Genomic DNA, 18,104 nt, shown 5'->3' on the forward strand with positions numbered 1-18,104 from the left:
AACTTTATTTTTAATATATAAAAAACATCAATAACTAAAAATTATTGATGTTTTTTATTATTTAATATAATAATTTATTTTACTTGATTATAATTATCATCCCAATTTTTAGGTTTAGGTTTTCCTAATTTACCTACTGATTTAGCAACTAAGGTTGCTACAGTTGCATCACCTGTTACATTTATAACCGTTCTACACATATCTAAAGGTCTATCAACAGCAAAAATTAAAGCTAAACCTATAGCTAATTTATCTGCAGGAAAACCTACCGACTCTAATACAATAACCAACATAACCATACCTGCACCTGGAACTGCAGCTGAACCTATGGAGGCTAACAAGGCTGTTAATATAATGGTTAACTGATTTGCTAAAGATAAATCAAAACTTAATGCTTGCGCTATAAATACGGCTGCTACCGCCTGATATAAACTTGTTCCATCCATATTAATAGTTGCACCTACGGGTAATACAAAACTAGATACTTCTTTATCTACCCCAACATGTTCTTCAACACGTTCCATAGTTACCGGTAATGTTGCTGCACTCGAACTTGTTGAAAAAGCTAATAATTGTGCTGGACTTATTTGTTTTAAAAACCATATTGGATTTTTCTTTGTAAAAACACTTATTAATAGCATGTAAAAAGCTATCATAATTAATAAACCGCCAATTACAGTAAAGGCATATTTTAATAAAGCTAATAATAAATCAGGGTCTTTTGATGAAACTACTACACTTGCTAATAAGGCAAATACAGCGTATGGTGCTGATAACATAATTAAATCGACCATTTTTAAAACTACTTCATTTAACGCATCAAAAAACTTTTTTAAAGGTTTAGCTTTCTTCTCTCCTATTAACAACATTGATATTCCTAAAAAAATTGTAAAGAAAATTACTTGTAGCATAGATTTGTTACTTCCCATTGCTTTTATTGCATTATCAGGTACCATATCTACCAAAAACTGTAAAGGTCCGCTTGATTTTTGCTTACTTGCTTCTACTATTTTAGCTTGAACTACTCCACTGTTTGCATATGTTTCTGTTAATCGGGTAATAGTTTCATCTGAAATACCATTACCCGGCTGTACTATATTTACTAATACCAAACCTATAGTTATAGCTATTACAGTAGTGCCTATATATATAACCATAGTACGAATTCCTATGCTTTTAAATTTAGAAATATCTTTTAGGTCTGATATTCCTTTTATTAACGAAGCTATAATTAAAGGCACTGCTATTAGTTTTAATAATTTCACGAAAATAGTACCTATTGGCTTAATCCAACTTACTACAAAGAAAGTTCCTCCTTCCGTAAAAGTCATTCCTATTCCAAATAAAATACCTAAAAGCATTCCTATTAAAATTTGCCAATGCAACGCTAATTTTTTCATCAAATCTATTTATTTTTTTAAAACGTGTAAGATAACAGAAATAATTAAAAAAATGTGACCTTTAATTCGTAACTTGTGTCATAGTTTATGAAAACGAATAACTAACCTTAATTAAAAAAATAAAAAAATGGCAGGAATTTTAGACTTATTAAATAGCGACTTAGGTAAATCAATTATATCAGGAGTAGCAGGATCAACAGGACAAGATACTAATAAAACAAGTAGTGTTTTAACAATGGCTTTACCTGTTTTAATGAAAGCAATGCAACGTAATGCTGCAACACCCGAAGGTGCTGAAGGGTTAATGGGGGCTTTAAATAAGCATGATGGTGGTATTTTAGATAATTTAGGTGGTTTATTTAATGGTGGTAGTATGAATGCCGATGTTTTACAAGATGGTGGTAATATTTTAAATCATGTATTAGGTAGCAAACAACAAGGTGTAGAAAAAGTTATTGGACAAAAAGCAGGTATGGACTCTGACGCTGTTGCTAATATTTTAAAAACTGCAGCTCCTATTTTAATGGGTGTTTTAGGAAAACAATCTCGCCAAAACAACATAGGTAATTCAAGTGATTTAGGAGGATTATTAGGTGGGTTATTAGGTGGAAATTCTAATGATAAAGAACAAAGTTTTTTAGAACAAATTTTAGATGCTGATGGTGATGGAAGTATAGTAGATGATGTTGCTGGAATGATTTTAGGTAACAGTAATCAACAACAATCAGGTGGAGGTTTACTTGGAGGTTTACTTGGAGGGATTTTTGGGAAAAAATAATTTTCTATTTTTATAATATCAAAAAGGGTAAACATTTGTTTGCCCTTTTTCTTTTAACTATTTTTGCAGCCATGAAAAAACTAAAACAACGTTGGGGGTTAAAAACTAATTGGGATGTAATTGCAGTATTAATAGTATTTTCTATTAATGGCTCATTTGCTTCATGGGTAGCAAAACCTATTACCGCTTTTTTTGGGCTTTATGCTGATACTACTTCACCTTGGATATACTGGCCATTACGTATTTTACTTATTTTTCCTATTTACCAAACTACACTTCCTATAGTAGGTTGGGTGTTTGGACAATTTAAATTCTTTTGGGCTTTTGAGAAGAAATTTTTAAGTCGTTTAGGCTTAGGTTTTTTATTTAAAAATTAAACCAATTAGTTTACTTGCACTATATTATATATAGGAATAGGCAACGCTACACCTTCTGCTAAAAAACGCTTATGTACTGCTTCTTTCAAAGCACATTTAGTTTTAAATTCTTGAAACGGTTCATTAAGCCATACATATGCTCGCATATGTATATGATCAGTATGTACGTCTATTACTCGTACATCAACCTGTTCTTCATCAATCATTACTTGTTCTGGTGTTCTAAAATCAATAACTGTAGGTAATTTTATAGCTTCTTCTTGTATAATTTTTCTAGCTAAATCTATATCGGCTTTTAACCCTAGTTTAAAGTTATTAAAACTAAGTACATGTGAATCTTCAATAGTATGGTTTAAAACAGAATCTGTACTAATTACTGAATTTGGTATAATTAATCGTTTATTTTCAAAATTATTTATTACGGTATGACGCAGCGTTATATCTTCTACTATTCCAACCCGAGTGTCATCTAATTTAATATAATCTCCTACTCGAAACGGACGAAAAAGAACTATAAATGCTCCTGCAATTAAATTAGATAATGCTGCTTGTGCTGCAAAACCTATAATAGCAGCTAATATACCTGCACCCGAAAAAATTAATGTAGCTTTACTACGAAAAGCAGGCACTGTTATAATTATATAAGCAATACCAAAAAGACCCAAACAAAACTTTACAGAGTTTCGTAAAAACATAATACTAGTGCCTCCGTAGGGATCTGTTTTTCTACGTTTTATTATTTGAACAATAATATAACGTATAATTCTAGATAACACCCATGTTATAAATACAACAACTAAAACGTACCCCAAAATACCTAAAAAGGTATTCAAGTTAAATTGATATGTTACTAATTTATTCATTAAAATAATGCTGTTTGACTATCATCCTCTCCTTCTGTATTCTTTTTCTTTTTTTGAAGTGCTCTTTCTAAGGCTTTTTTAGCTTTATCTTCTTTTGTTGTTTCAAATTCTTTTGGAGCAACCTGCTCAACATCTAAAGCCAAAACTTCTTCTATATTTTTTTCATTTTCTAACTCTTCATTACTAAGCTCAATATCATCTTCCTCTTCTTCGTAAGGTAATGATTCTAATAAATTAACTGTTTTTATTTTTTCTGTTGTTAATTGGTTTCCTTGTGCTTTTATTCCTTTTACTGCTATAAAATCTTCAAAATTAACTTCAATTTTATCTAAACTACGTTTTGAAAATAAAACCTCTGCTACAGGACGATAATCTGTAGATATAATTTCTAATTTTGACTTTTCATTTTCTGATACAAATACTTCCTCTTTATCTACCGATTCTATTAAAAAACGCTTTACATAATAACGTTCTTTTTCTCCATCAAAATAAATAACTGATATAGGTTTTTTAGGCTTCCACTTCTCTAAAATAATCATATCACTTTCAAAATGCATTGATAATTCTGGTGATACTACTTTAATTTTACCTGATTGTGTTGCTATTAAAATTTTATCTGATGCTCTAAACTCTCCTAATAACTCTCCTCTTTCATCAACATTTAAACGCTGTACCGTATCATCAAACCATATTTTACGTGGTTTTAATGTTGATACTCCTGCTGACTTAAAATCAATTTTTCGAATAGTAAATTTTGTTATTTGATTACCACGAACAGCACGACCTTTAATTGCTAAATTAGCAAAATCAATATCCCATTTTAACTTTTTAATACTTCCTACAGCACGCAGGTTAATAGTTACAATTTCTGCTTCACCATTTGGGTTTGCTGAAAAATACAACACCTTTGATAATTTATTACCTACGGTTAAATCATATTCCTTATCACGAGTAACACTTGTTACGTTAAAACGTTTCATATAGCTTGGTCCTTTAGTACCATCACTATACATCATATTATACACCGTACGCTTATCTCTCTTTTTAAAAATTGCTACATGAATAATATCTTTACCTACAAAGGTTTTTGATGCTACCTTGGTAACTATCATTTTACCGTCTCTTCTAAAAACGATTATATCATCAATATCAGCACAGTCAGTAACATATTCATCTTTTTTAAGTGAAGTTCCTACAAAACCTTCATCTCTATTTACGTAAAGTTTAGTGTTTCGCATTACCACTTTGGTAGCTATAATGTCGTCAAAAATTCTAATTTCTGTTTTACGCTCACGCCCTTTACCATACTTTGTTTTTAAGTTGGTAAAATAATTTATAGTAAAGGTTATTAAATTATTTAAATGGTGCTTTACCTCAGCTATTTTTTCTTCTAAACTTTCAATATATTGTTTAGCCTTATCAATATCAAACTTTGAAATTTTCTTGATTCTAATTTCAGTTAAACGAACAATATCTTCTTCAGTAATTTCTCGCTTTAAATGTGCTATATATGGTTTTAACCCTTTATCAATAGCTTCAATAACTCCTTTCCAAGTAGCTACCTCTTCAATATCACGATAAATTCTGTTTTCAATAAAAATACGTTCTAATGAGGCAAAATGCCACTGCTCTTCAAGTTCATTAAGTTGAATTTCTAATTCACTTTTTAACAACTTTACCGTTAAATCAGTAGAGTGTTTCAACATTTCTGAAACCCCTACAAATACAGGTTTATTATTTTCAATAGTACATGACAAAGGTGATATTGAATTTTCGCAACTAGTAAAGGCATATAATGCATCTATTGTTTTATCTGGCGATATACCTACAGGCAGGTGTACCAAAATTTCTACATTTGCTGCTGTATTATCCTCAATCTTTTTAATTTTTATTTTCCCTTTATCATTGGCTTTTAAAATACTATCTATTAAAGTAGTAGTAGTAGTTGAAAACGGAATTTCAGTAATTACCAGTGTTTTTTTATCTAACTGAGAAATTTTTGCACGTACACGAACCTTCCCCCCTCTTACTCCATCATTATAGTTAGTAAAATCAGCAATTCCACCTGTTAAAAAATCTGGAAAAATAGTAAAACTCCTTCCTTTTAAATACTTAATTGAAGCATCTATTAACTCATTAAAATTGTGCGGTAATATTTTGGTAGATAATCCTACTGCAATACCTTCTGCTCCTTGTGCTAATAATAACGGAAATTTTACGGGTAAATCTATCGGTTCTTTTCTTCTACCATCATACGAGAGTTTCCAATCGGTTGTTTTAGGGTTAAAAACAACTTCTAATGCAAATTTTGATAAACGAGCTTCAATATACCTTGATGCTGCAGCTCTATCACCTGTTAGGATATTACCCCAGTTTCCTTGCATATCAATTAGCAATTCTTTCTGACCAATTTGTACCATAGCATCAGCAATTGAAGCATCACCGTGTGGGTGATATTGCATAGTATGACCAACAATGTTTGCTACTTTATTGTAACGTCCATCATCTAAGTCTTTCATAGAATGCATAATTCTACGTTGCACTGGTTTTAATCCGTCTTCTAACGACGGAACCGCTCTTTCTAAAATTACATACGACGCGTAATCTAAAAACCATTCTTTATACATTCCTGTTACTTTCGTAATAGTCTCTGTATTTTCAATTGGCTGATTTAATTCCTCGTCGTGATCGTTTATGTTTTCACTCATTGAATAATGTGTATTCTTTTAAGAGATAATTATTTATTATTATTCTTTGACTTATCTATTTTTTCTTACTAAAGCATATTCAATATCTAACAATTCTATTGTTCCAAGATTATTACCTCCATTATATCCTTCAATTTCAACAATGATAATACAACTTGAGTTAGCTTCTATAATTTCACAAAATTGCTTTAAAAATGGCTCATAAGTAGTTTCAAAATCTAAATTTCCATTTGTATTCATCTTAAAAACTGTCAACCCTTTTGCATCGAAATTATTCGGATTTTTAAGTTCAACTTCAAAATATAAACGAGATGTATTATTGCCTTTATCTGGATTAAACTCAAAATTTAGCACATTATATTCAAAATTTTCTAGTAACGGCAACTCTCCATCAATAAGGTCTGCTTCTTGATTATCTTCATCACATGATGTCTGTATTTTCTTTGTGTAATAAAAAGCTTTACCCCCTATACCTACAATATAATCTTGATTAACATCTTTACTACAATCATTATTTTTATCTGAGGTACAATTTATAAAAAACATTACAGTTGTAATTAGTAATAATTGATATAACCTTAATGTTTTCATAATAATTTTATTATTTTTCATTTAAATTTCTTCTTCAACAACATCTAATTCTACTTTTAAATTTTCGATGATAAACTTTTGCCTGTCTGGTGTATTTTTACCCATATAAAACTCTAACATCTGCTCTATAGACATTTCCTTATCTAACATTACAGGGTCTAAACGAATATCATCACCTATAAAATGAACAAATTCATTTGGAGAAATTTCACCTAATCCTTTAAATCTAGTTATCTCCGGTTTTCCTCTTAATTTTTCTATTGCTTCTCTTTTCTCTTCTTCAGAATAACAGTAATATGTATCTTTTTTATTTCGAACTCTAAATAACGGTGTTTCTAAAATATATAAATGTCCTTCTTTTATTACTTCTGGAAAAAATTGTAAAAAAAACGTAATTAACAACAACCTAATATGCATACCATCTACATCGGCATCGGTAGCAATTACTATATTATTATAACGCAAATCTTGTATACCTTCTTCTATATTTAAAGCTGCTTGCAGTAAGTTAAATTCTTCATTTTCGTACACTATTTTTTTACTCAATCCGTAAGAATTTAAAGGTTTTCCTTTTAAACTAAAAACTGCTTGAGTATTTACATTTCTAGATTTTGTAATTGACCCTGAAGCTGAATCTCCCTCAGTAATAAACAAAGTAGATTCTAAATACGTTTCCTTTTTAGTATCACCTAAATGTACCCTACAATCACGTAATTTCTTATTATGTAAACTTGCTTTTTTGGCCCTATCCTTTGCTAATTTTCGTATTCCCGATAACTCTTTACGTTCTTTTTCTGCTTGTAAAATTTTACGCTGTAACTTATCTGCAGTATCAACATTTTTATGCAAATAATTATCAAGTTTTGTTTTTAAAAAATCATTAATATATGTTCTAACAGTAGGTAAACTATCCCCCATTTCTGTAGATCCTAATTTTGTTTTTGTTTGACTTTCAAAAACAGGTTCCATTACTTTTATAGCTATTGCTGAAATAATAGATTTTCGAATATCAGATGCTTCAAAGTTTTTACCATAAAACTCTCTTATAGTTTTTACAATAGCTTCTCTAAAAGCTGCTTGATGCGTACCACCTTGTGTAGTATGTTGCCCATTTACAAATGAATGATATTCTTCTGAATATTGTGTTCTACTATGTGTTATAGCTACTTCAATATCATCTCCTTTTAAATGAATAATTGGATATAACATGTCATCTTGACTATTATTATCCTCTAATAAATCTTTAAGACCGTTTTCTGATATATACTTTTCACCATTAAAAACTATAGTTAACCCTGTGTTTAAATACACATAGTTTTTAAGCATTTTAGAAACATATTCGTTTCTAAACTTATAGTTTTTAAAAATTGCTTCATCAGGTATAAAAGACACCTTGGTTCCTTTTCTACGAGAAGTTTGCTCTAAAAATTCTTGATTTATTAAATTACCTTGTTCAAACTCCGCTGCTGCAGATTTTCCGTCTCTTGAAGATTCTACTCTAAAAAACGACGAAAGAGCATTTACAGCCTTTGTTCCTACTCCATTTAATCCTACCGATTTTTTAAACGCCTTAGAATCATACTTACCTCCAGTATTCATCTTAGATACTACATCAACTACCTTTCCTAAAGGAATACCTCTACCATAATCTCTTACAATAACCTTACTGCCTTGAATAGAAATTTCAATGGTTTTACCAGCTCCCATTACATACTCATCAATAGAGTTATCTAAAACCTCTTTAACTAAAATATAAATTCCATCATCAGCAGATGAACCGTCTCCTAATTTACCAATATACATTCCTGGACGCATACGGATGTGTTCTTTCCAATCGAGCGAACGTATATTATCTTCGGTATATTTTGTTTCTTGAGTCATAAAATTGAGGAAATTGAAGTCTTTGCTAAATTAGTATTTCCTTTTTAAAAATAAAAACAATGCTAATTTAATTATTAACATGATACGTTTTTTTTACCATAAAAACAATTATTTAAAGCTATTTTCCGCTTTACACACTCGCTCTTTGCAAGGAACTCAAACAAAAGCTACAATCGGTGCTAAGCATATTTATTAAGTTTTTACATTTATAAAAAACTTTACGTACAAAATAAATTGTATAAATATATTTGCTTTTTTATACTATAAAAAAACGCTGATAATAATTAAATTAACAGCGTTTTTTATATAAATTTTATACGATAATTATCGTCTACTATAATTTGGAGCTTCTTTAGTAATTGCTACATCATGCGGATGACTTTCGTTAATTCCACTTGAAGTAATACGTACAAATTTACCTGTATTTTTTAAAGTTTCAACGTCTTTAGATCCACAATACCCCATACCAGCACGTAAACCTCCAACAAACTGATGAATACTTTCTTCTAAATCACCTTTATAAGGTACACGACCTACAATACCCTCTGGCACTAATTTTTTAATATCATCTTCAACATCTTGAAAATAACGATCTTTAGAACCTTGCTTCATTGCCTCTACAGATCCCATTCCACGATATGATTTAAACTTACGTCCCTCGTAAATAATAGTTTCACCTGGCGACTCTTTAGTTCCTGCTAATAATGATCCTAACATTACACAATCTGCACCTGCAGCAATAGCCTTAGGAATATCACCCGTATAACGAATTCCACCATCAGCAATTACAGGAACCCCACTACCTTTTATAGCTGCTGCCACCTCTAAAACTGCTGAAAATTGAGGAAAACCTACTCCAGCAACAACACGAGTAGTACATATTGAACCCGGTCCAATACCAACCTTTACCGCATCTGCACCTGCTTCAACCAAATACTTAGCTGCCTCTGGTGTAGCAATATTACCTACAATAACATCTAACTCAGGAAATTTAGCTTTTACTTGTTTTAAAACAGCTACCACACCCTTTGTATGCCCATGTGCAGTATCAATAATAACAGCATCAACACCAGCTTTTACTAAAGCAGCAGCTCTATCAACTGCATCAGCAGTAACCCCTAATGCAGCTGCTACACGCAAACGACCATAAGTATCTTTATTTGCTATTGGTTTTTGAGTAACTTTAGTTATATCTCTAAAAGTAATTAAACCTGAAAGCTTATAATTATCATCAACAATTAGTAATTTTTCAATTTTCTTTTCTTGCAAAATACTTTCTGCTGATTTTAATGAAGTTCCAACAGCTGCTGTTACTAAATTATCTTTAGTCATTACCTCAACAATCGGACGGTCATTTATATGTTCAAAACGCAAATCTCTATTAGTTACAATACCTTTTAAAATTCCGCTCTCATCAACAATAGGAATACCTCCAATACTATGCTCCTTCATTAATATTTTAGCGTCTAAAACAGTAGCTGTTAATAATAAAGTAACAGGATCTATTATCATACCAGACTCCGCACGTTTAACTTTACGAACTTCCTGAGCCTGCTGCTCAATAGTCATATTTTTATGTAACACACCTATACCTCCTTCTCTAGCCATAGCTATTGCCATTGCTGATTCTGTAACGGTATCCATAGCTGCTGATACTATTGGTACATTTATAGTTATATTTTTAGTAAATTTAGTTTGAATAGAAACCTCTCTAGGAAGTACTTCTGAGTAAGCAGGTACTAATAAAACGTCGTCATACGTTAAACCTTCGCCTACAAATTTTGATTGATGAGCTTGCATGTGCAATTAATTTAGTGTGTTGTTAATTAATTGCGTACAAATATACTATATATAATACAAATTCAACCTTAATTTTATGTTAACACATCAATAAGTGTATATTTAAAGCTATTTAAATTTAATCTAAATAAAACTTGCATATACATAAAAACCTTATTAAGTTTGCGTTATTATTTTTAATAAATCTAAATAAATAAAAATGAATTTTAATTTTAAATACGCATTTTTTGCGTGCCTTAACCTATTAATAGTTTCTTGTAGTGATGATAACAATAATACACCTACGAGTAAAGTAAGTAAAAAGGAAGTAATAGAAAATTATGCAAATATTGTATTACAAAATTATAAAGACGCCCTTAAGGATGCACAAGCATTAGAAACCGCTATTGCCATTTTTACAACAACTCCAACACAAGAGAATTTTACGACAGCAAAAGCAGCGTGGAAAACTTCTAGAGAGAGTTATGGTACAACAGAAGCTTTTCGTTTTTATAATGGTCCTATTGATAATACAGAAACTGGTCCTGAGGGCTTAATAAATTCATGGCCTTTAGACGAAAATTATATTGATTATGTTGAAGGAGCAGCTAATGCCGGAATTATTAATACACCTACAGTTTATCCTGTAATTAATAAAGAAATTCTTATTGATGCTAATCAAAAAGGTGATGTTGAAAAAAATGTAGCAGTAGGGTATCATGCTATTGAGTTTTTATTATGGGGGCAAGACTTAACAGCTCCTTCTGAAAAAAAAGCAGGTCAACGTGCTTATACTGATTATACTACAAAAACTAATGCTGATAGAAGAAAGCAGTATTTAAACGTTTGCGCAGCCTTATTAACTGATCATTTACAATTAATGGTAGATGCTTGGACAGGAAGTTATAAAACATCTTTTTTATCCCTATCTGAAAATATTGCTTTAAAAAACATATTTACAGGTATTGCTGTTTTAACTAATAGTGAATTAAAAGGAGAACGAATTTTTACAGCTTATGATAACAAAAACCAAGAAGATGAACACTCTTGCTTCTCTGATAATACCGATAGAGATATTCGCTTAAATTTAGACGGAATTATTAATGTATACAAAGGGAGTTATAAAAATAGTAATGGTCCTTCTTTAGAAGATTTAGTTAATGAAGCAAATCCTGTTTTAGGCGCCGAAATTTCTACAGCAATTTCTACAGCATATACTACAATTAACAATACTGCTTCGCCTTTTGATTTTGCTATTACTGATACTACTGAAAGAACCAAAATAGTTATAGCTATTAATGCCTTAAATGATTTAGGTAAAAATAAATTTTCAGAAGCCGCAACTGCTATTGGCATAAAAATTTCTTCACAAATATAAAACCTAAACAACTTTTATTAATAAACTACATAAAATCAGCACTAATAAAATAGCGCTGATTTTTCCCTATAAAAATGAAAATTTACAACAATTATTTATTGATTCTTTTTATAATTATTTTTACTTCTTGCAGTAAAGAAAATTCATATACACCACTTATTGCAGATGAAAATGAAGAACTATCAGGAGGAAAAACTACTGTTTTTAATGAAGGGGTTAGAGCTTTTGAATTACAAGCTTCTAATTTAAAAGGAGATAATGCGTTGTTTTTTTTTACTGGTAATTCTTTATTTAATCAAAATTGGGTAACTGCTCCGGCATCCACTACAGGAAGAGATGGTTTAGGCCCTTTTTTTAATGCCCGAGCCTGTTCTACTTGTCATTTTAGAGATGGTAGAGGTCGAGCTCCTGAAATACTTGGCGAAATAAACCATGGTTTACTATTGCGTTTAAGTACCCCAGGAATTACATCTACAGGTGCCAGTAACCCTGATCCTATTTATGGTAGACAACTACAAGATCAATCTATTCAAAATACTACTACCCAAGGTACCTTTGAAATTAATTACACACCAGTAGTTGTAAGTTATTCAAGTGGAGAAACAGTAACTTTAAGAAAACCTACATATACTATTAAGAGTTTAGCTTATGGAAGTTTAGCTACTGATATACAAATATCTCCAAGAGTTGCACAACAAATGATTGGCTTAGGCTTACTAGAAGCAATTCCTAAAAATACAATTTTAGAATATGCTGACGAAAATGATGTTAATAGCGATGGCATTTCAGGAAAACCAAACTATGTTTGGAATGTAGAAGCAAATAAAGCAACTTTAGGTCGTTTTGGTTGGAAAGCTAATCAACCGACTATAAAACAACAAGTAGCTGCTGCTTTTGCTGGTGATTTAGGTCTTACCTCCTCTTTATTTCCTAACGAAAATTGTCCTGATGGTGTAGACTGTTCTCAATTTCCTAATGGAGGAACACCTGAGGTTACTAATAAAGCATTAAGTAGAGTAACAATCTATTCAAGTACTCTTGGGGTACCTGCACGTAGAAACCATGATGATCAAGAAATATTAGAAGGTAAAGAGCTTTTTAATACTATTAATTGTACTGCTTGTCATATTCCAAAAATGAAAACAGGTACTCACACTATTCCTGCTTTAGAAAACCAAACTATTAGGGCATATACCGATTTATTACTACATGACATGGGTAATGGTTTAGCTGATAATGCAGCTGATTTTAAAGCTACAGGTAAAGAATGGAGAACTCCACCACTTTGGGGAATTGGTTTAATAGAAACCGTTAACGGCCACACTAACTTATTACATGATGGTAGAGCTAGAAATATTGAAGAAGCTATTTTATGGCATGGTGGTGAAGCTGAAAAATCGCAATTAGCCTTTATTAATTTACCAGCAACAGAAAGAAACAAAATTTTAGCCTTTATAAAATCATTATAAACAATGTTACATTTTAAAAATTTACTAATTTTAATTATTACTATACTTATAATAAACACTATAAGTATATTTATAAGCTGTAATGACACAGGAATTACAGAAAATGAATATCAAATTGAATATTATAGAGCAACACAATTTAAAAACATTTATGAAAATGAAATAATTATTCTTGCTAATAAATTTGTTTCTCAAACAACAACTTTTAAACAACAAATTAACTCATTTAAACAAACTCCTTTACTTGAAAATTTAATAGCTACACAAAATAGCTGGAAAAGTGTAATGAACACTTGGAAACAATTAGAGTTATACAATTTAGGTGCTATTGAAAATAGTTTTATTCATTTTGAAATTAATAGATGGAAAACAAATACAAACTTAATTAATAGTTATATTGAAGGAACTGATGACATAAATGAAGCTTATATAAATTCTAAAGGATCATCAGCCAAAGGTTTAGCTGCTTTAGAATATTTATTATTTTCATCTAATAATACGCAAGAAGTTTTAAATACATTAACTAATAATAACATTAGAAGACTAAGCTATTTACTTGCTTTAGCTGATGATTTAGAAAATAAAGCTATACAACTAGAAGCACTTTGGATTAATAATAAAAATACTTTTATAACCTCTGTAGAAAACAGTATAAATGGTAGTCAAAATCAACTTACAAATGCCATGGTTTCTTTATTAGAAGAAATAATTATAGCTAAATTAGGAGATCCTTTAGGTGAACAAACTAACGGAGTAAGTGATATAAATTTATTAGAAGCATACAGAAGCGGATATTCATTAAACATAATTTACAAGCATTTAATTGCTATAGAAAAATGTTACACCGGTAATTTTAAGGAAAACACAATTCAGTGGGGCTATGATAATTATTTAAATTTAATAGGAAAAGCAACATTAAATAAAAAAATTAAAGAAAGCTTTACTGATTGTAAATTAAAAATAAGCTCTATTAAAAACCCGTTAAGAGAAGAGTTAATTAACAACAAACAAAATGTTGTTAATTTACGAGCATCATTTACTAATTTACTAATATTAATAAAAGTTGATTTAGCAAATGCTATTGGATCAACTATTACCATAAGTGATAATGATGGTGACTAAAGTTATAACCTATCTTTTAAAAAAAACACCTATACTACCTCTTGCCATTTTTAGAATGGCATTTGGTTTTTTAATGTGTTTTTCTATGTTTCGTTTTATATACAATGGTTGGATTGAAGATTGTTACATAACCCCTAAATTTCACTTTACCTATCAATTCTTTGACTGGATACACCCTTTTAACACCACTATAATGTATACCATAGTTATTACATGTGCTATTGCAGCCTTATGTATTGGTTTTGGTTTTATATATAAGGTAGCAACTATATTGTTTTTTTTAACATTTACCTATTTAGAACTTATAGAAAAGTCATGGTACTTAAACCACTACTATTTTGTCTCCTTAGTAGCGTTTCTACTTATTTTAGTTCCTGCTAATAAAAATTACTCAATCGATTCAAAGTTATTTACAAATAAAAAACTTCTCTATGTTCCTAATTGGACTATTAATATATTTAAACTACAACTTGCTGTTGTTTATTTTTTTGGAGGTATTGCTAAATTAAAAGCAGATTGGTTATTCAACGCACAACCTTTAAGTATTTGGCTAAAAGCTAAAACAAACATTCCTTTTATTGGTTGGTTATTTGAATATAATAGTATGCCATATATATTTAGCTGGTATGGTATGCTATATGATATTATTATTCCTTTTTTATTATGGATAAAAAAAACACGCCCAATTGCCTATTTTTTAGTTGTTATTTTTCACGTATTAACACACATACTATTTAATATAGGTATGTTTCCTTGGATTATGATTTTTGGAAGCTTAGTATTTATTACACAACAAGAATGGCGTAATATTTTTAAACTTTTAAAATTAAAAGCAACAAAAAATACTACTTACCAAACATATAAAACACAAAAAATAACACTTCCTTTTTTATTAATTTTCTTTAGTTTTCAAATACTTTTTCCACTGCGCCACTATTTACTAACAGATAATGTATTATGGACTGAAAATGGTTTTAGATTTTCATGGAATGTTATGTTGATGGAAAAAAATGGTTATACAGCATTTAAAATTACAGACAAAAATTCAGGTAAAAAATGGATTGAATATCCATCAAAAAACCTATCTATTATTCAAGAAAATCAAATGAGTTTTCAACCTGATATGATTTGGCAATATGCACATTTTTTAAAAGAAGAGTATCTAAAAAAAGGGTATCCCAATATACAAATATATGTGAATGTTAAAGTAAGTTTAAATGGCAGAAACTCTCAAACATTAATAAATCCTACTAAAAATTTACTAGAAATAAAAACAATGGATGCTGTTTATAAACATGTAACAAAACTATATTGAAAGTATTTAAACACTTTTTTTAAGTAATTGACTAATAATTACTACAACACCTACCCCAAAGGACAAGGTCATAAATAAACCTGAAAGCATAACAATATACTTTAACCAAGTAATACCTGTCCACATTAAATAAATACCTCCAAAAGTTAAAATAATAGACACAAAAGGTTCAATCATTAAAAATAATTTTAACCTTTTATTAATACTTGTTGTTGCAACAATAGTAGCAAATAAAAAGAAAATAACAGATAATGATAAAATATGATTATGTACCAATGTTTTTATTTCACCTGATGATTTTTTAAACTTCATAGTACTTGCCTCTTCATCATTTTCATTACCTAAGTAACGTTCCTCTATACCTTTTGGGTTAGAGTTTGTGGTATCTCTAACAAATGATATTCCGCCAAAAAAACCAATACTTAACGTACATATAAAAGCTACTATTAATAGTTTTATTTCTTTAGGAAATTGATGAATTACGCCGTGAATTTGCATTTATAACACTTTATTTTTATGAAGAATTTCTAAATTTTCTAAAAAATTATTAATAGCAATTGTCATAGATGAGGCAGAAATTGTTGCTCCTGATATTGCCATAATGTCTTTTTTATATTTTAATTTATCTTTTGATGTTTTACCTATAAATTGTTTCAACCAACGTTTACTACCTATTTCTCCTCCATAATCTTCTCGATAAATTAACACTTTAGTTTTACTCACTATTAAATTTTTATCTAACAAAATTAAATAGTCAAATTCATCTGTTTTACTCGGTGCTTTACTTATAAAAGCATAACCTAAAAGCTCATTATTTTCAGTTATTTTAAATAAACTTTCTAAACTAATTTTATCTTTTAATTGATTATTAATTGCTTCTGAAATAACAACATTATTTAAAGTAAAATCTTCAACTTCAAATGTTTTTTTAATTTCTTTATCAACTTTTTTCATAATATTTTTAGGTATACTAAAACATAGTAACCCCGTTGATATGGTAATACATACAAAAAGTAATAAAAATCTATTTTTCATATTGCAAAAATATTAGAATTAGTCTAAATAAAAAATAAAAATCGAATCAAATTATAAAAACTTGATTCGACTCTTACAAAAATTAACAAACTTTTAATTAAAACCAAACACCAAATCCTAAGTTTAATTGTTCAGTTGTTTTACTACCAATTACAGCATTATTTATAAATTGATAATCAGCTTTAAATGCCGCCCCTGGTGCAACTTTATATGTTAAACCGAATGTCCATTCGTTACGATCATATGCTAAATTTTTAGCCAGCCCTCCTTCTGTTGAAGCATGTGTATTAAAATCTTCATAACGAGAAAAAGCTATTAATTGCTGTTCTTTATCTTGTGACAAAATATTGTATGCTCCTTCCAAATACCAACCTTGTAAAGCACTTCCTAAATCAGATGTATAATATGCGTTATACGCTTTACTATCGGTAACACTTGCGTGAATAAATTGACCTCGTGCACTAAAACGCTTATAAGCATAACGTGCATCTAAACCTAACATTGCTATACCTACATCAGCACCATCAATATTTTCGATAGCTTTTTCAGATTGTGTTCTACCAAAGTAACCTGATAATCCTAAACGTAAACCAGGTAAACCATAATAATCTACTTTTCCTGAAAAATTCACATTATTCATCATAGACTCTGCCCCTTTTTGACGCCCGTTTCTAAAACCATGTTTTCCTCCTAAAAACTTGCCATCATTATCTGACAAAAAACCATTAAATACATAAGCTTGATAACGTAAAGATGCTTCATCCCACCTACCAGAAACTCCTAAACCAATCTCTCTCCAAGTAGAAGGTACAATTGATTTATCCATACTTGGTCTTTCAACTCCATTAAAAGTAGTTGGCTCATGGTATTCATTTATAATACCCATTGGCACCAACATTAAACCTGCTCTTACATTTAATTTATCACTTACACTATATTGTAAAAAAGCTTGTTCTACATATACTTCTTTAACATGTTCAAACTCTAATTCTGTAATAAATTGAGTTTTTTCATTAAACTTATAACCAAATAACATTACAACTCTATGCACATCTAATGTAGCATTTTCACCTGATGGCCTGTTATAATGTGTTTCTGCATATCCTCCAACAGTTAATCCTTTTTGACTTAAGTTTGAAGATAAAAGACGTTGTGCAGCATTTTGCTGACTTTGCGGATTTGTAGGAATACTATCTTGTGGTGCTGACTGTGCTGATGCTAATAAGGATGCACTAGCTAGTAATGCAAAAAATACTTTTTTCATCTTTATTTAGATTAACTTTAAACAATAATTAATTTACGGGTGCAAATGTAACATAGTTAATTACTTCTACAAAGCTTATTAAGACTTATTTTAAATTAATTTAATATAAAATAAAGTTGATTATAAGGCTATTTGATAATCAAA

Annotated in this window: 15 protein-coding genes; 6 read left to right on the plus strand and 9 right to left on the minus strand. The window is 29.8% G+C overall.

Features of this window, described 5'->3' with window-relative positions:
* Positions 1–74: 74 nt before the first annotated feature.
* Entirely contained in the window at positions 75–1,400 is a 1,326-nt protein-coding gene (locus ACN5J4_RS01795) for a dicarboxylate/amino acid:cation symporter (RefSeq protein ID WP_418651124.1), read from the minus strand.
* A gap of 127 nt (positions 1,401–1,527) precedes the next feature.
* Here ACN5J4_RS01795 and ACN5J4_RS01800 point away from each other — a divergent pair, with 127 nt between their 5' ends.
* Positions 1,528–2,178 (plus strand): DUF937 domain-containing protein, encoded by a 651-nt coding sequence (locus ACN5J4_RS01800; RefSeq protein ID WP_418650458.1) that lies wholly within the window; start codon positions 1,528–1,530, stop codon positions 2,176–2,178.
* 71 nt (positions 2,179–2,249) lie between these two features.
* The gene (locus tag ACN5J4_RS01805) at positions 2,250–2,555 is read left to right on the plus strand and encodes a DUF6787 family protein (RefSeq protein WP_418650459.1); all 306 of its coding nucleotides are present in this window, start codon (positions 2,250–2,252) and stop codon (positions 2,553–2,555) included.
* Positions 2,556–2,560: 5 nt separating this feature from the next.
* Here ACN5J4_RS01805 and ACN5J4_RS01810 read toward each other — a convergent pair whose 3' ends face one another.
* From ACN5J4_RS01810 to guaB, 5 genes are all read right to left on the minus strand, one after another.
* On the minus strand, positions 2,561–3,418 hold the full coding sequence (locus tag ACN5J4_RS01810; protein WP_418650460.1) for a mechanosensitive ion channel family protein: 858 nt from the start codon (positions 3,416–3,418) through the stop codon (positions 2,561–2,563).
* Positions 3,418–6,126, minus strand: coding sequence for a DNA gyrase/topoisomerase IV subunit A (locus ACN5J4_RS01815; RefSeq protein ID WP_418650461.1), 2,709 nt, complete (start codon positions 6,124–6,126; stop codon positions 3,418–3,420). Before ACN5J4_RS01815 ends, ACN5J4_RS01810 begins: the two co-directional genes overlap by 1 nt.
* 51 nt (positions 6,127–6,177) lie before the next feature.
* Positions 6,178–6,738, minus strand: a complete 561-nt coding sequence (locus tag ACN5J4_RS01820) for a hypothetical protein (RefSeq protein WP_418650462.1) — start codon at positions 6,736–6,738, stop codon at positions 6,178–6,180.
* Positions 6,739–8,598: a DNA topoisomerase IV subunit B gene (locus tag ACN5J4_RS01825; protein ID WP_418650463.1), complete on the minus strand. Its 1,860-nt coding sequence runs from the start codon at positions 8,596–8,598 to the stop codon at positions 6,739–6,741.
* A 324-nt stretch (positions 8,599–8,922) separates the two neighbouring features.
* Positions 8,923–10,398: an IMP dehydrogenase gene (gene guaB, locus ACN5J4_RS01830; protein ID WP_418650464.1), complete on the minus strand. Its 1,476-nt coding sequence runs from the start codon at positions 10,396–10,398 to the stop codon at positions 8,923–8,925.
* A 199-nt stretch (positions 10,399–10,597) separates the two neighbouring features.
* On the opposite strand from guaB, the gene ACN5J4_RS01835 reads away from it, so the two are divergent.
* The 4 genes from ACN5J4_RS01835 to ACN5J4_RS01850 all read left to right on the plus strand — a co-directional run bounded on the left by ACN5J4_RS01835 (position 10,598) and on the right by ACN5J4_RS01850 (position 15,661).
* Complete coding sequence (locus ACN5J4_RS01835) at positions 10,598–11,755, plus strand: imelysin family protein (protein ID WP_418650465.1); 1,158 nt, start codon at positions 10,598–10,600, stop codon at positions 11,753–11,755.
* A gap of 74 nt (positions 11,756–11,829) precedes the next feature.
* Complete coding sequence (locus tag ACN5J4_RS01840; RefSeq protein ID WP_418650466.1) at positions 11,830–13,224, plus strand: di-heme oxidoredictase family protein; 1,395 nt, start codon at positions 11,830–11,832, stop codon at positions 13,222–13,224.
* A 3-nt stretch (positions 13,225–13,227) separates the two neighbouring features.
* A complete protein-coding gene (locus ACN5J4_RS01845; RefSeq protein WP_418650467.1) occupies positions 13,228–14,346 on the plus strand; it encodes an imelysin family protein in 1,119 nt (372 codons plus the stop codon).
* A complete protein-coding gene (locus ACN5J4_RS01850; protein WP_418650468.1) occupies positions 14,333–15,661 on the plus strand; it encodes an HTTM domain-containing protein in 1,329 nt (442 codons plus the stop codon). Before ACN5J4_RS01845 ends, ACN5J4_RS01850 begins: the two co-directional genes overlap by 14 nt.
* Before the next feature lie 6 nt (positions 15,662–15,667).
* Here the strand turns inward: ACN5J4_RS01850 and ACN5J4_RS01855 are convergent, their stop codons facing one another.
* The 3 genes from ACN5J4_RS01855 to ACN5J4_RS01865 form a co-directional block, all read right to left on the minus strand.
* Positions 15,668–16,159, minus strand: coding sequence for a hypothetical protein (locus tag ACN5J4_RS01855; protein ID WP_418650469.1), 492 nt, complete (start codon positions 16,157–16,159; stop codon positions 15,668–15,670).
* Entirely contained in the window at positions 16,160–16,696 is a 537-nt protein-coding gene (locus ACN5J4_RS01860; protein WP_418650470.1) for an FMN-binding protein, read from the minus strand.
* 97 nt (positions 16,697–16,793) lie between these two features.
* The gene (locus ACN5J4_RS01865) at positions 16,794–17,960 is read right to left on the minus strand and encodes a hypothetical protein (protein WP_418650471.1); all 1,167 of its coding nucleotides are present in this window, start codon (positions 17,958–17,960) and stop codon (positions 16,794–16,796) included.
* Between the last annotated feature and the right edge of the window lie 144 nt (positions 17,961–18,104).

It is taken from the genome of Tenacibaculum aestuariivivum, assembly GCF_964507685.1.
Taxonomy (GTDB): Bacteria; Bacteroidota; Bacteroidia; order Flavobacteriales; family Flavobacteriaceae; genus Polaribacter; species Polaribacter aestuariivivum.

Coding starts and splice junctions, on each gene's coding strand:
- ACN5J4_RS01820 (WP_418650462.1), bottom strand. CDS start 6,738: ATGAAAAATAATAAAATTATTATGAAAACATTAAGGTTATATCAATTA.
- ACN5J4_RS01845 (WP_418650467.1), top strand. CDS start 13,228: ATGTTACATTTTAAAAATTTACTAATTTTAATTATTACTATACTTATA.
- ACN5J4_RS01835 (WP_418650465.1), top strand. CDS start 10,598: ATGAATTTTAATTTTAAATACGCATTTTTTGCGTGCCTTAACCTATTA.
- ACN5J4_RS01855 (WP_418650469.1), bottom strand. CDS start 16,159: ATGCAAATTCACGGCGTAATTCATCAATTTCCTAAAGAAATAAAACTA.
- ACN5J4_RS01850 (WP_418650468.1), top strand. CDS start 14,333: ATGATGGTGACTAAAGTTATAACCTATCTTTTAAAAAAAACACCTATA.
- ACN5J4_RS01840 (WP_418650466.1), top strand. CDS start 11,830: ATGAAAATTTACAACAATTATTTATTGATTCTTTTTATAATTATTTTT.
- ACN5J4_RS01805 (WP_418650459.1), top strand. CDS start 2,250: ATGAAAAAACTAAAACAACGTTGGGGGTTAAAAACTAATTGGGATGTA.
- ACN5J4_RS01825 (WP_418650463.1), bottom strand. CDS start 8,598: ATGACTCAAGAAACAAAATATACCGAAGATAATATACGTTCGCTCGAT.
- ACN5J4_RS01800 (WP_418650458.1), top strand. CDS start 1,528: ATGGCAGGAATTTTAGACTTATTAAATAGCGACTTAGGTAAATCAATT.
- ACN5J4_RS01865 (WP_418650471.1), bottom strand. CDS start 17,960: ATGAAAAAAGTATTTTTTGCATTACTAGCTAGTGCATCCTTATTAGCA.
- ACN5J4_RS01860 (WP_418650470.1), bottom strand. CDS start 16,696: ATGAAAAATAGATTTTTATTACTTTTTGTATGTATTACCATATCAACG.
- ACN5J4_RS01810 (WP_418650460.1), bottom strand. CDS start 3,418: ATGAATAAATTAGTAACATATCAATTTAACTTGAATACCTTTTTAGGT.
- ACN5J4_RS01815 (WP_418650461.1), bottom strand. CDS start 6,126: ATGAGTGAAAACATAAACGATCACGACGAGGAATTAAATCAGCCAATT.
- guaB (WP_418650464.1), bottom strand. CDS start 10,398: ATGCAAGCTCATCAATCAAAATTTGTAGGCGAAGGTTTAACGTATGAC.
- ACN5J4_RS01795 (WP_418651124.1), bottom strand. CDS start 1,400: ATGAAAAAATTAGCGTTGCATTGGCAAATTTTAATAGGAATGCTTTTA.